At 51.9% G+C, this 14,866-nt stretch carries 13 protein-coding genes and 1 tRNA gene; 4 read left to right on the forward strand and 10 right to left on the reverse strand.

The window, feature by feature from the left end:
* Nucleotides 1-15: 15 nt before the first annotated feature.
* Genes alr through HS105_08240 form a run of 3 tightly spaced genes read left to right on the forward strand, consistent with a single transcriptional unit; the run spans nucleotide 16 to nucleotide 3,070 of the window.
* Entirely contained in the window at nucleotides 16-1,161 is a 1,146-nt protein-coding gene (alr, locus tag HS105_08230) for an alanine racemase (GenBank protein MBE7516576.1), read from the forward strand.
* Nucleotides 1,158-2,051: a YihY/virulence factor BrkB family protein gene (locus tag HS105_08235; protein MBE7516577.1), complete on the forward strand. Its 894-nt coding sequence runs from the start codon at nucleotides 1,158-1,160 to the stop codon at nucleotides 2,049-2,051. Before alr ends, HS105_08235 begins: the two co-directional genes overlap by 4 nt.
* Entirely contained in the window at nucleotides 2,042-3,070 is a 1,029-nt protein-coding gene (locus HS105_08240) for an SIS domain-containing protein (protein MBE7516578.1), read from the forward strand. Before HS105_08235 ends, HS105_08240 begins: the two co-directional genes overlap by 10 nt.
* Before the next feature lies 1 nt (nucleotide 3,071).
* Here the strand turns inward: HS105_08240 and HS105_08245 are convergent, their stop codons facing one another.
* The 4 genes from HS105_08245 to HS105_08260 all read right to left on the reverse strand — a co-directional run bounded on the left by HS105_08245 (nucleotide 3,072) and on the right by HS105_08260 (nucleotide 7,584).
* Nucleotides 3,072-4,385 (reverse strand): protein kinase, encoded by a 1,314-nt coding sequence (locus HS105_08245; GenBank protein MBE7516579.1) that lies wholly within the window; start codon nucleotides 4,383-4,385, stop codon nucleotides 3,072-3,074.
* A 14-nt stretch (nucleotides 4,386-4,399) separates the two neighbouring features.
* Nucleotides 4,400-4,915, reverse strand: a complete 516-nt coding sequence (locus HS105_08250) for a DUF4190 domain-containing protein (protein ID MBE7516580.1) — start codon at nucleotides 4,913-4,915, stop codon at nucleotides 4,400-4,402.
* A 5-nt stretch (nucleotides 4,916-4,920) separates the two neighbouring features.
* On the reverse strand, nucleotides 4,921-5,892 hold the full coding sequence (locus HS105_08255; protein MBE7516581.1) for a hypothetical protein: 972 nt from the start codon (nucleotides 5,890-5,892) through the stop codon (nucleotides 4,921-4,923).
* Nucleotides 5,893-5,994: 102 nt separating this feature from the next.
* On the reverse strand, nucleotides 5,995-7,584 hold the full coding sequence (locus HS105_08260; GenBank protein ID MBE7516582.1) for a protein kinase: 1,590 nt from the start codon (nucleotides 7,582-7,584) through the stop codon (nucleotides 5,995-5,997).
* Between the two features lie 181 nt (nucleotides 7,585-7,765).
* On the opposite strand from HS105_08260, the gene HS105_08265 reads away from it, so the two are divergent.
* Nucleotides 7,766-7,841, forward strand: a tRNA-Lys gene (locus HS105_08265).
* A 47-nt stretch (nucleotides 7,842-7,888) separates the two neighbouring features.
* On the opposite strand, the gene HS105_08270 is transcribed toward HS105_08265, so the two are convergent.
* The 6 genes from HS105_08270 to HS105_08295 form a co-directional block, all read right to left on the reverse strand.
* A complete protein-coding gene (locus tag HS105_08270; GenBank protein MBE7516583.1) occupies nucleotides 7,889-9,418 on the reverse strand; it encodes a PrsW family intramembrane metalloprotease in 1,530 nt (509 codons plus the stop codon).
* A gap of 140 nt (nucleotides 9,419-9,558) precedes the next feature.
* Nucleotides 9,559-10,167: a hypothetical protein gene (locus HS105_08275; GenBank protein MBE7516584.1), complete on the reverse strand. Its 609-nt coding sequence runs from the start codon at nucleotides 10,165-10,167 to the stop codon at nucleotides 9,559-9,561.
* 60 nt (nucleotides 10,168-10,227) lie between these two features.
* A complete protein-coding gene (locus HS105_08280) occupies nucleotides 10,228-11,244 on the reverse strand; it encodes a polyprenyl synthetase family protein (protein MBE7516585.1) in 1,017 nt (338 codons plus the stop codon).
* Between the two features lies 1 nt (nucleotide 11,245).
* Nucleotides 11,246-11,743 carry a YajQ family cyclic di-GMP-binding protein gene (locus HS105_08285; protein ID MBE7516586.1) on the reverse strand — a complete coding sequence of 166 codons (498 nt, stop codon included), beginning with the start codon at nucleotides 11,741-11,743 and terminating at the stop codon, nucleotides 11,246-11,248.
* Between the two features lie 70 nt (nucleotides 11,744-11,813).
* On the reverse strand, nucleotides 11,814-12,689 hold the full coding sequence (locus HS105_08290) for a TatD family hydrolase (GenBank protein ID MBE7516587.1): 876 nt from the start codon (nucleotides 12,687-12,689) through the stop codon (nucleotides 11,814-11,816).
* 336 nt (nucleotides 12,690-13,025) lie between these two features.
* Nucleotides 13,026-14,840 (reverse strand): hypothetical protein, encoded by a 1,815-nt coding sequence (locus HS105_08295; protein ID MBE7516588.1) that lies wholly within the window; start codon nucleotides 14,838-14,840, stop codon nucleotides 13,026-13,028.
* Nucleotides 14,841-14,866 lie beyond the last annotated feature (26 nt).

Raw genomic sequence — 14,866 nt, forward strand, 5'->3', positions numbered from 1 at the left:
CGGCTAAGCAACCCTATGCAATATGACCCGACCGGCCGCCCGACGGTTTCACTGATCGACCTCGACGCCCTTGCGTTCAATTATCGCTCGGTGCGTACGTTCGTCGGCAAAGGCCCGCAGTTTCTGGCGGTCGTAAAAGCCGACGGATACGGACACGGCGCGGTGAGGTGCGCTCAGCGGCTTGCACTCGAAGGCGTCGACCGTTTCGGCGTTGCGCTTCCCGAAGAAGGCGTTGAGCTTCGTAATGCGGGAATTGATCTTCCGGTCCTATGCCTCGGCGGTTTTTGGCAGGGCCAGGGAGGGTTGTTAGCCGAGTACGGCCTGACGCCGACCATCTGCGAAAAAGAAAAGGCTCTGGCCTGGAATGCAACAGCCGCTGCGGCAGGTAAGCGATTGAAGTATCATGTCAAGATCGATACGGGAATGGGCCGTTTGGGCATTCGATACGATCACGCTCGTGAGTTCGCGTTATTTCTTAAGTCGCTTGAGCACATCGAGATCGAGGGCTTGATGACGCATTTTGCCTCTGCGGACGATCCGGATCAAAATTCGTTTACGCGCGAGCAAATAGCACGTTTCGGGATATGTGTTGACATCTTCCGCGAGTGCGGCCTCAGGCCTGCGATCCTCGATATGGCGAACTCGCCGGGAGCGATCGCACATAAGGAGTCGCTAGCAGGCATGATCCGGGTCGGCGGCCTTTTGTATGGCCTCGGCGGCGACGTCCTGCCGACAGGTATCGAGCGTCCCGCGTTGAGGCCGGTGATGTCGCTCGTTTCAAAGATCGTCTATCTGAAAGAAATTCCCGCAGGCGATTCACTCGGCTACGGCAGAACATACTTTACGAAGCGGAATTCGCTTATTGCCGCCGTACCTATCGGCTATTCGGACGGTTTGCCCCGGAATATTTCGAATATCGGCAATGTTATCGTTAATGACAGGCTTTGTCCTATAGTCGGACGGATCTCGATGGATTGGACACTCATCGATGTGACAGATACGGCGGCAAAGCCCGGCGACATCGTAACGCTTTTCGGAAGAGCGAACGGTGTAAGCGTGCTCGCAGAGGACGTAGCACGCCAAGCCGGTACGATCTCGTATGAGATCACGTGCGGGATCAGTCCGCGGGTGCCGCGAAAATATCTCGAAGGCCCGCAATGAGAACGATCAAAGGATCCGATCTCTCCATTTTTTTTCGAAAGCTCTATGATCTGATGTTCGAGGCTGACCTGTTCAGCCGTGCAGCCCAGTCCGCTTTTTATCTCGCATTTTCGATCTTCCCTTTCCTTCTGTTCCTGACGAGCCTTTTCGGATTGGTCCTTGATTCTTCCGATGGGATCAAGAATGAACTCATCCTATATTTGCGGCAAGTAATGCCGGCTACTGCCTCCGAGCTTGTAAGCAGCACCCTCGCAGAGATCGCCGTCAACAGCTCGAGCGGAAAGCTGACGATCGGCTTGCTAATTACATTGTGGTCGGCATCATCGGGCGTGAACGCACTCCGGGCGGCTCTCAATGCCGTCTATCAGCTGGCTGAACGCCGATCATGGCTTCTCCTGCGGATACACTCTCTTGGGCTTACGCTTGCATTATGCATCCTTTCGGCCATCGTGCTGGCGATCGTATTTTATGGGTGGCAATTCGCCGGTTTAGCATCGCAATATTTTGGAATGCCGATCACCTCGCCCTATTTTTTGGTTGTTATCCAATGGGTATCGATACTGGTGCTGATGCTGCTTGTATGCGAGCTGATCTACAACCTTCTGCCGGATCATATCACCTTCGAGTGGGAATGGGTGACATCGGGATCGATCGTTGCGATCGTGCTTTGGCTCGTCCTAACAGGGTTGTTCCGTTTGTATCTACATTATTTCAACAGTTATGATAGGACTTACGGCTCGCTAGGTGCGGTTATCATCCTGCTTTTATGGCTCTATTTGACCGCACTCACCGTAATGATCGGAGGTGCGATAAATACCGTACTTCGTCAAATGCGTGACGAACACCGTAAAAACGTTGGGCTCCCGCCTGATCAAACCGTATGTCATTGATGCTGGAAGAGATAGCCGAACAGCCTGCCGTGCTTGAGCGAACCATTGAAGCTGAGCGTGGCAAAGCCGCAAAGCTTGGCGCATACCTAAAAGAACGTTCGATCAACCTGATCGTCCTTGTCGCTCGAGGCAGTTCCGACAATGCCGCGCAATTCGGCCGCTACCTTCTTGAGGTAACTACCGGAATACCGGTTTCGCTTGCGGCACCGTCGGTCATAACACTCTACGACGGCAAGCTCGACCTAAAGAACGCCCTCGTGATCGGCGTTTCCCAGTCCGGCGAAGGCACCGATATAAACACCTTTCTCGTCGAGGCAAAAGAATCGGGCGCGTTCACGCTTGCGATCACGAATGAAGAGGCTTCGGCCATGGCAACGATCGCCGACGAGACTCTGCTGATCCATGCCGGCCGCGAACGCTCCGTCGCCGCGACAAAGACCTACAGCGGCCAAATGCTGCATTTCTACCTGCTTGCGTCCGCCTTGTCCGGCAAGGAACTTGGCGTTGACCGAATTCCTGAATTTGCAAGCTCTGCTTTCAGCCTTGAAAGCAGTGTGCGGTGGCTCGTTGACCGCTACACCTTTATGGAAAACTGCGTCGTCGTAGGACGCGGAATGAATTACGGCAATGCTTACGAACTTGCGTTAAAGCTCATGGAAACATGCTATGTTGTCGCTGAACGGTTCTCTACGGCGGACTTTTTTCACGGGCCGCTCGCGATCGTAGAGCGTCGTTTTCCGGTGATAATGTTCGCACCGTCGGGACGAACGCGTTCAAGCAGCCTCGATCTTTTGACGAATCTCGCATCGCTCCATGCTGATTGCCTATCGATCACGAACGATAAGGATATTGCCGAAGCGTCGCCGTCTTGTCTCAAATTGTCTGAGGATATTCCGGAATTGCTGACGCCGATCCCGTTCATTATTCCCGCCCAGATGTTCGCAGCATATCTGTCGGCAGCAAAGGGCCTCGATGCAGATGCACCGCGTTCGCTAAAGAAAGTAACTAAAACGCTTTAGATCATTCATGCTCTGAAGCCGCGTTCAGCAATGCTTCACGCATCGCACCTGCATTGCTCCACCTGTGTTCCACTTGCTTTGCAAGGGCGGTTTCGATTATGGCGGCGACCTTCGGCGGAATGTCCGGAACTCTTTGAGCCATCGGGATGATCGGCTTTTCAAAGATCGCCCTGACGGTTTCCGAGATTCCTGCCTTTGGGCTAATGTCGAGGGCATGTGCGGCGGTGATCAGGCTGTAAGCCGTCATTCCGACCGCGTAGATATCGGACGGCGGACGAACTTCCTTAAAATCGCGAACTTGCTCAGGCGGCATATAGGCGATAGTTCCGGCTACATCGCCAACCATCGTTACACCGCTCATTCCGGTCTGTTTGAAACTCTTCGAAAGTCCGAAGTCAGTCAGCTTTGCGACCGAGTTCGGGTATCGGCCCTCGATAAGGATATTCTGTTCTTTGATGTCGCGATGGACGAAGCCGAGTTCATGAGCAAACTGGAGAGCCGCAAGTGTTTGCTCTATGATCTGTACAGCCTCGCGCCAGTTCAGCCTTCCGCCGTGGTGCTTTGCCATCTGTGCCGCATCCATACCCGCAACGAACTCGCTTACCAGATAGACCATACCATTGTGCGTTCCGTGCTCGATGTAGCTGACAATATGCGGATGCCGAAGCGACGCAGCAACCTCGATCTCGCGCATAAACCGCTTCAGAGACTGCTCACTTACCGCGACCTCGGGCAGCAGCGTCTTGATCGCCACGGCGCGGCCGTCCTTCTCAGCTCGGGCAAGCATAACACTGCCCATTCCGCCTTTGCCCAGCAGGCGTATCATCTGGTAGTGCGGCACGGGCTGCGGATTATCTTTTAATCGTTCACGGCACGCCTCACAGACGTATGTAAGTTTGTCGTCAGCCGCGGACGCCTCAACACTTTCGGGCGCGCCGCAGTTAAGGCACTTTACCGCAACAAGCGAGGTTGCAGTTTTTAGAAATGGGTCTTCAACAGTGCCGCTTCCGATCTGATCGGCAATGACCTCGACCTCAAGAACGGTCTCGCCGCCTTGGATCCGGTCACCGCTCTTCAGATAGGCAGTATCAACTCTAAGGCCGTTGACAAAGGTGCCGTTGGTCGAACCAAGGTCGCGGATGAAAGCCTGCGGCGGTGCGATCTCGATAATGCAGTGATGGCGGGAAAAAAAGCGGTCCTCCGGCAGGCAGAACTGCGAATCCTCGCCTCTTCCGATCATAAATGTATCGTGCTGATCGAACGAGAAGGAACGCCCAGTTTGAGGCCCCGCAATCACATTTAGGCTAACGCGCATTTAGATCGAAAGACTCAACGGATACCGCCGAGGAAGATCGCGGCACCGTACAGAACAAAAATAAGGATCGCAACCGCGATAAACGCCCCGCCGGTGATAAGGCCGGCCATCGCTAATCCCTTGCCTGTATATCTTTGCGGATCGTTCTTGATCTGCGACAAAGCGATGATACCGGTAATGACCGCTGCGGGCGAAAGAAGTACACCTGACCAACAGCACCACCCAACGGTAACGCTGGCGATCCCAAGGCACAAAGAAACGACCGGAAGAGTCTGCGTGGGAGCCATTTGCATCGGATATTGCATCTGCTGGCCCTGCCACGGTGCCGGTGATATCGGACCCGGCGTCGGCTGCGAAGGCCAACCCGTCGGATTGGTAGAGCGAACATCGTTGATCATCAACGTCGGCGGTGAATCGTCGCGGAATGTTCCGGGCTCAACAGCCTGCACCAGAAGCAGTTCACCGTCGTCGAGACAAAAGTTAAGGTCTGCGTCGGTGTACGTTCGCCTGCATTTTGGACACTGCTTCATATAGCTCAACGACGGATCTGAAGGTCTTTGAACGCGATCTTGACGCCGTCACCCGAATACAACCCCACGACGCCGCCCTTGTAGCCATAAACATTCTTTATCGAATTGACCATCTCGCCATTGATGTACAGCTCGATCTTATCGGGACCGTCCCGTACTTCAAGTGTATTCTCATCCGCCCCCGACTTTATCGCATCAGACTTTGTCCACGAAACGACAGGCTTCTCGTCACCGGGAATATGATGCACAACTTCGTATTTCTGATTTTTTGTATTGATCAAGAAGGCATACCCCTGCTGGAGTGGTGTCGGGTTACTGTGAAACACCAGTCCATAGCCCAGGCGTGAATCAGCATTGTCCATATTTCTGAGGGTTACCCGCGTATCGGCATTCTCGGTCGTGTACTCAGCCGTCGCTGCCAAGACGTAATAGTATCCCTTCTGTTTGGAACCCATGATCAATTCGCCGTTCCTGAACTCGGTCGTGCCGAATTGCGAATTCGGCCTTACCCACTCCGAAAGATCTAGGTTCTCGACATCGTTACGCGTTGAAGTGTTCGTGGAATTGGCGGATGTATTCGAGTTCTTATTCCCGGGGAGAAGGCCGCCGCTGTTTGATTTTGAATTGGCGTTCTTGTTGGCTTCTTCCTGTTCCACCTGCGACCCGAGGTAGAACAGGCCGACGATACCGCCGCCGCCGCACATGACAACCAATGCTCCAAGGATCAAAAGAACCCAAAGCCATGTTTTTGACGACTTTTTCGGCTGCATCGAGTACGAAGGCTGCGGCGGAGCAGTATTCCAAGCGGCCTGAGATGCGACCGGCATCTGCGGCTGATTAGTGATCCTGGGCTGATTCAGCAGCACAGTTTCGGGCATTTGCTCGCCGGCGGCTTGCGTCAGGACAGAACCATCGTCAAGACAAAAGTTAAGATTGGGGTCAGTGTAGGTCTTCTGGCATTTCGGACAAACTTTCATTTGATCTCCTCAGCAGTATCATCAAATATATGACACGAACGGCGTTATTATACGCACAAATCTTGATAAACGCGACTTTACAGTGGAAGTTTCGGAAATCGATCAGAGTGTTTGTCCGCAACGGCCGCAAAACTTTATTTGTGCCGGATAAATGCCTCCGCAACGTGGACACAGGCGTTCTGCCTGCGGTGGAAGCGATCGGGAAGTGCCGAAATTCGGAGTGCTTGCCGACATAAACGATGCAGGCGAACTTATACTAAAGCCGCAGCGGCCGCAGAACCGCGAGTTCTCCGGCAGGCGCGCAAGGCACCGCGGACACGGAAAGGTTTTGGGCGTCTCCGCAGGCGAGATCAAAACAAAGTTCCCGCCGCCGCAGCGGCCGCAAAACCTGACGCCTTCCGCGTATCTTGCATTACAATTCGCACAAGCAACGATGCCGGGCATCAAGCTCGAATACGGCGATCCGCCGGTGCTCGTCCCTTCGGACGGCGACGGTTGGCTCGCGCTCGCCGAATGAATGGGCCGAAGCTGGGCTTGTATCACCTGTTCGTTCGAGCCCGGGCGGATTTCGATCACACGTTCGTCATCCTTCTCACCCGCTTTTGAAACTCGAAGAATATGCTGGCCGGGCGGTATGTCACCCAGAACAACACGCCCCGAACTGCCGACGCTCGCTTTTCGTTCATCATCAATATAAACCTCAGCATTAACGGGGCCCAGAATAACAAGCCTTGCCGAACCCGAGCGTTTCTGGTCATCGACGTCCGCAGCCGCACCTTCGAGAGCATCTATCCATTCGGCGACAGATCCGAATCGGAGGTCTCGATCCGTTTCAAGCGACCGCATTATCACTCGATCCACATCCGGCGGAATATCCGATCGAAGCGATGCAAGCGGCTCCGGCTTATTCATGATCTTTTGCATTATCAGCTGCATCAGTTCGCCGGTGAAAGGCGTGCGGCCGCCCAGCATCAGATACGCGATCGTGCCAAGTGCATAAAGGTCGGCGCGTTTGTCGATACCGATCTCGGGCTGCATCTGTTCGGGAGCCATGAACTCGGGCGTTCCGATGATCCCGCGTGACGACGGTGTGGCATTTGACGATACGTCAGTGACCGTATGACTAACGACTTTCGCCAGCCCGAAGTCACCCACCTTTACAAAGCCGTCGCCGCCTTTGCCTTTCTGCATTATGAAGATGTTTGCAGGCTTGAGGTCTCGATGCAGTATGTTCAGATCGTGAGCGGCTTCGACGCCGTCAGAGATCTGCCGCAGGAGATGCACGGCACGCTTGACGGGCAGCGTACCTTCACGCCGAAGCAGTTTGTGAAGCGTCTCGCCTTCGACATACTCCATCACCAGATAAAAGATGCCGTCCGCACTTTCGCCAAAATCTGTAACGCTTACGGTGTTCGGATGCTGTATCGATGCCGCCGCCTGTGCTTCGCGCTCGAACCGCACGATCGCTTCGCCTTCCTGCAGATCCTCGCTGTTGAGCAGGTCGGGCCGAACGGTCTTTACAGCAACCATTCGTTTATCGAATTTTGTATCTTTGGCGAGATAGACCTGACCCATCGCGCCGCGGCCGAGCCTTGTTTCAAGCAGATATCTGCCTGCCAGCATCTGGTCGCCGGGGAGCGTTGCTTTTGTCGCCGTTTGATCGGACGGACACAAAAGTACATCGTCGCTCAAACATTTCTCACATTGCGGACATTCCCTCATCGTCAATTAGATTTTGAAGCCAAATAGCGAAAAATCCAAGTGTATGCTGTATCGCAACACGTTTGAGGCCTCAATATTTTGAGCCGCAAGGATAACACGATGCTTAGTTTTGCGTTTCTTTTCTCGTTTGCTATAATCCGATTTTGTTTCTGGGTCGTTAGCTCAGTTGGTAGAGCAACGGACTCTTAATCCGTGGGTCGCAGGTTCGATCCCTGCACGGCCTACCAGATAAAAAAGGCAAGAGGAAGGTCATCCTTTTGCCTTTTTCATTGGGTCAAACCTTATCCCGCCAAAGGAGTACCTCTTCTCGAAGGATCGGATTCTGTTGAAAGCTCCCTGTCTCGCCGTGAGCACGCGTCGCCCTTTGAATGTGCCAATAACTCAGGCCCAGCTTTCCGACGGCCCTGACGTATCGTGAGCGGGCCAACGCTTTGCCGGTGAATATTCCGCTGAGGATCCAGCCGGTACTGCGGAACGCCGATGTCGCTTTCTCTGCCAGTTCCGGCGAGATCAGGCCGCGTGCGATGTCAATAGCAAGCATTTCCTTCACGATCTTATGCTGCCTCCACATTATATAAAGTGCAAAGCAAACGAATATGAAGAAAAACGGCACTTCAGCAACAATATAACCAATAAGGAACGCACCGCCGCCTCCGACGGACGCCATTCCATTCCAAAGGGCATGAAGAGAGACCGCTCCGAAGTAACCCAATATGGGCATGAGAATCTTGACTATCTTGTTATGCGATTCCCTAGAAATACCGCAACCGATGCCTGTCATCGAGGTAAAAGTAACATGAGCGAACGGTGACAGCACACCGCGAAGGAAGACCAGAACCGCTACGCTGCCGGCATCGCCGGCACCGACCGCCCGGCCGTAATACAGCACATTCTCGACAGTTGCAAAACCAAGCGCGATAACGCCGGCAAACACAATTCCGTCAAGGATGTCGTCAAAATATCGCCTGAAGAAGATAAGCAGCAGGACGACACCGATCCCCTTTGACCCCTCTTCGACGATCGGGGCGCTAAAGACGGCTCCCGCGATCTCGCCTAGTTCAGGCCCGGCCGCCATCGATACCACCGCACCGACCAACGTATTTATAATGAACGAGACCACAACCGCGACCAGCGCACCCCATAGGAATGCCATGCCAAGCAGCCAAACCGGCTCGGGATCGTAACGATCAAGCCATATTATCGGCAAAATATAGACCATTGCCGGCAAGAACGCGATAACGGCAGCGATCACTGCTGCCACAGGGCCTACACTGAGGAACATAAGCCCGATAACGATCGACCCCAGAAATACGATAAGGAATAACGAGATCCCGATGCCGACATACTTGCCTGTCTTGCTCGCTTCGATCTTTGGCGGAGCGGCTCCGCCGAGGCCGAAGGATGCTATTGAATTTTGCATACTCTTCGGCTGACGCGAAACAGTATCGTCAAACTGCTCTATCTGAGCCTCACGCGTCATCGCTGCCGGAACTTCCGATTCAGCAATACGGACGTTGGCAGTTACACCGTTCGAGCCGAACTGAATAACATCGCCGTTATTGAGTCTGGCGGTGGTTATCCTTGAGCCGTTCACGAAAGTGCCGTTGGTACTCTGATTGTCAGTAATGTAAAATCCGTCGGACCGTGCCTCGATAAATGCGTGCTGTTTTGAGGCGATCCTCTCAACCAACGGATCGAACCTCACCGTGCAGGCCTCGCTCCGCCCAATGGTCATAAAACCTGTTTGCAGGTCAAAGCTCTGCCCCGCCAGCGTTCCGGCATTCACGGTAATGTCCAGTTTCATAATGCGATGATAGGTGCAAACGCTGAAAAGTCAAGCAACATCACGACAAATACTCGAACGATACTGTTGCTGAAAAAGCAAAAGCCGCTATCCGACTCCGGATGCGGCTTTTACCGTAATTCTCCTGCCTTCAGGCCGCGTTATGAGACCATACGTTCGGCCTCATCGCGCATTGCCAACTCGAACCTGCCGGGGCCGACCTTTTTGAAGCGAGTGTTGCGGCTGAGTGTTACCGCAACTGAGATCGTAGGATTGTTTCCCTTGAATTTCATCCCGCCTGCGATCAAAGCGTTATAGAGTTCATTCACATGCATTGCACGGCCGGCCTCACGCAGCAGGAGCGTACACGCCTGTGTGATGGTGCGGTCGCTGAAACGCTCGCTCACGGGCTCAAAATCAACTTGGCGAAGCGGCGGGCGGCGATGCTGATTCATATAAGCAACACTACCCTTTGGCTCGATATTGTCCCGATCTCGATCGGCGCGTCCCGATACATTTCCGATCTGATATTCATCATCGATCGAGAGCCGCGTCGGACGATGCGAACCATCGGCAGACCCGCTGCTCACAAGCAGTGCAAAGATCGCCTGTTCGGTCTTGGTCGCAGCTTCCTCGTGGGCCGCGATCTGCTCGCGAACCTCCAGAACTTCCCTCTGGATCTCCTGGAGCTTATTCGTAAGCCGGCTTTGAGCATTCCGAGTTTGTTGAAGGCTGCTTTCAAGGGCTGCAATGAGATTTTCGTCTACCATAATGTTAGGAAATGAAAGAAGTTCAGCGGTGTGAACGGTGTTTTTTCCGAATGAAGATCGTTACGAATTTCGTTGAACGACGAATACTAAGATCGCCTCTAATGCAGAACGATACTCTGTTTCGGGTAAAACTTCAAGACTTTTTCTTGCGCGGGCCAAATAAGAGTCAGCCTCGCTCTGAAGCTGCTCAATAATGCCGCCGCTGTAAAGCCGGCGTACAAGTTCGCCGCGCGAGATGCTTTCGTAACTTCCGTCATTCATCACGCGATCAAGGTCAGCACGCGATGCGGGCTGCTTCTGTATCAAACGAATGAACGGCAATGTGAGCTTGCCTTCAAGCAGATCTGATCCCGCTGATTTGCCGATCGTGTCGTCTTCGCTCGTTACATCAAGAAGGTCGTCGGCAAGCTGGAATGCAATGCCGAGATCCATTCCAAACTCGCGCATTGCTGAGACTGTTTCGTCCGAAGCACCTGCCATTATTGCCCCGATCTCACAGCAACCCGAGAAAAGATACGCCGTTTTGCGCCGAAGGATATCAAAATACGCGTCCTCAGAGATATCCGCATTGCCAATGACAGTAAGCTGTATCAGTTCGCCTTCGGTCATCTTGCGGGTCAGCCGCGTCAGGATGTCGAGAATACGGAGCGAACGCTCGCCTAAACTCGTCTCAAATGCCGACATATAGAGCCAGTCGCCCATTAAAACGGCTAACTGATTTCCGAAGCGGGCATTGACCGAGGCTCGGCCGCGACGCGTATCAGCATTATCAATAATGTCGTCATGAACCAGCGTCGCCGTATGTAGCATCTCCATCACTGTTGCCATGCGAATCACGCCTTCGCGGCTGCCTTCACCGCCTGCGGCATAAGTGCTGAGGATCATCAAGGCCGGCCTGATACGCTTGCCGCCCGACGAGCGGATGTATTCGCCAAGATGCTCTACGATCGAGATGTTCGAACTCGCCTGCCGTGTGAACTCGACATCTACGAGGCTCATTTCGCGTTCAATAAGACCGAGGATGCCGCCGGCCTGCGACATCGCCTCTTGTTTTATAGCTGCGGTTCGGTCGGTCATTTTAGTTCGTACGATAGTTGTCGAATGTCATATCGATGCCGAAATCCTTCGCCTTTAGAGCGCTGATAACCTGCTGAAGAGTGTCGCGATCTTTACCGCTGACACGCACGGTCTCGCCTTGTATCGACGCCTGCACCTTAAATTTACCATCCTTGATAAATTTGACTACCTCTTTTGCTTTATCGGTGGGAATTCCCTGTTGGATCTTGACGAGCTGCCGCACTGTTCCGCCGGCCGCCGACTCAACCTTTTGATAGTCAAGTGCCTTGAGCGAAACGCCGCGTTTCACGAGCTTTGTCTGCAGAATGTCGTTCATATTTCGCAGTCGGGTTTCGTCCTCAGCCGTGAGCAGCAGATCCTTGCTTTGCAGCTCGACCGAAGCCTTGCTTCCCTTAAAGTCGAATCGCTGCGATATCTCCTTCACGGTTTGATGTATCGCGTTGGTTACCTCTGCGTAATCGGTCTTGGAGACAATATCAAATGAATTCTCTTTTGCCATAACAATGATATTGCCACGAATGCATGAATAAGACGAACTACACGGGGCGAACTTTTTCGGCTGCGAATCGTCAGTTGGCGGCCGGACTCACTCCGAAAAGATCGAGAAAATTCTGCGTCGTCCGCTCCGCCACGGTTTCGAACGAAACGCCGTAAAGATCAGCGAGGAACTTCGCAGTGTGGACGACCATTGCGGGCTCATTTCGTTTTCCCCGAAACGGAACGGGCGTAAGATAGGGACAGTCGGTTTCGACCAGTAGTCTGTCCAAAGGAACGATACGTGCGGCTTCACGTAATTTATCAGCTTTCTTGAATGTAATGTTGCCAGCAAAGGAGATATAAAACCCAACTTCAAGTAATACTTTAGCCATTCGAGCGTCGCCGCCAAAGCAATGCATAACTCCCGGAACGCGGACACTCTTGTCCGCATCGCCGGTTCCTCCGGCGAGATCGCTTTCGTGCTTCGCACAAATTGGGACAGGAGTGCCCCAGCTCCGCCCGAATTCGTTCGTCAATATCTCGACAGTTTCATCATCCGCATCGCGGCTGTGAATTATCACCGGCAAGCCGAGTTCTATTGCCTTTCGTATCTGCCGCCTAAAAACTTCCCTCTGAACGTCCCGCGGACTGTGGTCGTAATAATAATCAAGCCCGATCTCGCCCCACGCAATGACCTTCTCGGAACTCCTTGCCAGCTCGATCAAATGCGCTTCCGCGTCGTCATCGTACAGCTTTGCATCGTGCGGATGAACGCCGACCGCCGCGAACACGTTGTCGTATTTTTCCGCGACGGCAACCGCCCGAGCTATCTCACCGCTGTGCGGATCGCCCGTCCCCACATTCAGCATCGCCGCAACGCCCGCTTCCTTCGCGCGCTCAACGACCGCATCCCGATCTTCATCGAACTGCGGCCCGTCAATATGACAATGAGAATCGACTAATTGCACACAATGATTATAAATGATGCCTCGGCTATTTGCGGCCTATGGCAGATGCTTTCTGATCGGTTGCGGAACTGGCCGCCTGCGGATGATCGGCCGGTTTTGGTGTTTTTCCCGAAGGGCATATTGGAAGGGTCTAATGAAACGGGACAAGAAAATGTCTTAGAATGAGGGGAAGGGATGCTTACAGTAGCAAGCCCTTTCGGGCGTGGTAAATGTTCGTCATTCGGATTCTCCTCTCGTGAAGGAGCGTTCGAAAGCTCTAAAGCCAAGATGAGTAAGTTCATCTTGGCTTTATTCATTTTACGGACCATGTAATTTGTAAATTTAAAAATTAATAATCTAATCAAGCCAGAGAATACTGCCAGATTCGATTCGAGTCATTTTTCCTGTTTTATCTTCATCCCTATAGTTACTATTTACTATTAAATCTGCGTCCAGCCATCCATCATTATTAATTTTTTGCCATTCCTCGCCCCAAGAATTATGAATTTTGAAGACATCTTTACAGCTGCTTTTATTTTTCGTTTCGCAAACTTTTTTGTACCCAGAGACAACAACGGAGTGCCCTGTTTCACAACTTTTATCTGCTCTGAAATCAAAACAAATTTTGGGATACAATACAGGCTTCCCACTTTTTAAAACATCGATAATTTTCTTCTTTACATCCTGAGGGCCAACATCAACACCACCTATTGGATACGCCATAGTCTGATAAGATGCCGGAAACCTCTGGAAATCACATCCTTGAAAAAATAAAGCATATAAAAATTTATCATAGGAATCTTTAGTCAGCGCCCTCTTAAGGCTAGCTATATCAGCGTTCACACCGGCTTTGGAGTTAATTTCATTAATACACTCTGGACAATCTAAAATGTCGGCCTCGGTTTTCCCTTTATTAGACTCATACATCTTTTTTAAATAAGTAAAAAATTGATCTTTTTTTTGAACTCCAGCGGCTCCACTGGTGCGAAAACTGTTAACTAAACGATCAAATGGTTTACAGGAGTCGAGAATAAACTTTCCAGCATTATCCTTCACTTCATTTAAAATATCATACATACTGCGCGATTTTGATTGCTCTGGTTGAAATGTTTTATCTTTATCTAGATCTTGGTGTGTGTACATCATGGCACCAAAATAAGAAATCGACCAATTTGCTGGCGGATTTTTACAATCAAGGATATCATTTTTATCATAATTACAGACATGCCATTGCATTAATGCCGCCATACTAAAAGCTCGACATTCGCCCAGTTCATCCTGGGTTTTAATAGCTGGCATATTAGGTATCTCGACGCGAGTGCCGGCGACCTCTTCGTAGAGAATTGTCGGTTTTGTTTTTGCTCGGCTTAGATCATCGCCCCTGCAGTAGATAGGGACAAATGGATTCGAAAAGTTACCAGGCATATTCGGGCTATACGGCGTCGGACTGGGCTTTGGCCCGACCGTATCTGAAATGCCGTTTCCGGCACTTTCCTCAAAACTGCGTGTCATTTTGAGAAACTCGTAAAAACTGTCGGGCTGCACAGACCATTCATAATTGAACGGATCTTTCTGGTTCGGATAGTCGGCCTGTTCGACCTGAGACTTATATAATTGAAGAGCCTCCGACGGCACGGTGCCGTAGATGCGGTCGGTTTCCCATTTTCCGTCACGGAAAGCCGTTTGGGTCATATAAAAATCATCAAGATTAAAATGATAGAGTGCAGGCTTTCCGTTGACCGGCTTTCCCCAAAATGCATACCAGCCGAGATCTTTTTGCTGATATACCGAATAGGCCTGAAGATGTTCCTTTTCGTCAACTTCATATATCCATCCGTTCTTTTTGCCGCCTTCCTCAGCCTCGGAAATGAATACATATTGATGCCGTCCATCCGAATAATGGGACGGAACACCATAGGCGCTTTGTTCGACGGGAATTTTGAAATCGCGTGGAAATTCGATGGCTTTGCCGCCATTCAGGTGAATGCCGACTTTGGTAAGATAGAACGTCGCTCCGCCTTCCGTCGTTAACTGCTCGGTGGAACGGGTCACGAACATTGAACCGCTCACGCCTGAAACCGCACCGGCCGTGGAGGCGGAATACAGAGACGAACAGATCGCTAACGCCAGACTGCAGCATCCGGCTATCGCAAGATAAATGTTTCTTTTCATTGGGGGTAAAAAAGAAGCCTAAATTT

Source organism: Chloracidobacterium sp., assembly GCA_015075585.1.
Lineage (GTDB): Bacteria > Acidobacteriota > Blastocatellia > Pyrinomonadales > Pyrinomonadaceae > OLB17.

Bases quoted from the DNA above. Each gene is read 5' to 3' on its own strand.
- HS105_08240 (MBE7516578.1), top strand. From the start codon at position 2,042: ATGTCATTGATGCTGGAAGAGATAGCCGAACAGCCTGCCGTGCTTGAG.
- HS105_08255 (MBE7516581.1), bottom strand. From the start codon at position 5,892: ATGAAAGTTTGTCCGAAATGCCAGAAGACCTACACTGACCCCAATCTT.
- alr (MBE7516576.1), top strand. From the start codon at position 16: ATGCAATATGACCCGACCGGCCGCCCGACGGTTTCACTGATCGACCTC.
- HS105_08295 (MBE7516588.1), bottom strand. From the start codon at position 14,840: ATGAAAAGAAACATTTATCTTGCGATAGCCGGATGCTGCAGTCTGGCG.
- HS105_08285 (MBE7516586.1), bottom strand. From the start codon at position 11,743: ATGGCAAAAGAGAATTCATTTGATATTGTCTCCAAGACCGATTACGCA.
- HS105_08275 (MBE7516584.1), bottom strand. From the start codon at position 10,167: ATGGTAGACGAAAATCTCATTGCAGCCCTTGAAAGCAGCCTTCAACAA.
- HS105_08270 (MBE7516583.1), bottom strand. From the start codon at position 9,418: ATGAAACTGGACATTACCGTGAATGCCGGAACGCTGGCGGGGCAGAGC.
- HS105_08280 (MBE7516585.1), bottom strand. From the start codon at position 11,244: ATGACCGACCGAACCGCAGCTATAAAACAAGAGGCGATGTCGCAGGCC.
- HS105_08235 (MBE7516577.1), top strand. From the start codon at position 1,158: ATGAGAACGATCAAAGGATCCGATCTCTCCATTTTTTTTCGAAAGCTC.
- HS105_08250 (MBE7516580.1), bottom strand. From the start codon at position 4,915: ATGAAGCAGTGTCCAAAATGCAGGCGAACGTACACCGACGCAGACCTT.
- HS105_08245 (MBE7516579.1), bottom strand. From the start codon at position 4,385: ATGCGCGTTAGCCTAAATGTGATTGCGGGGCCTCAAACTGGGCGTTCC.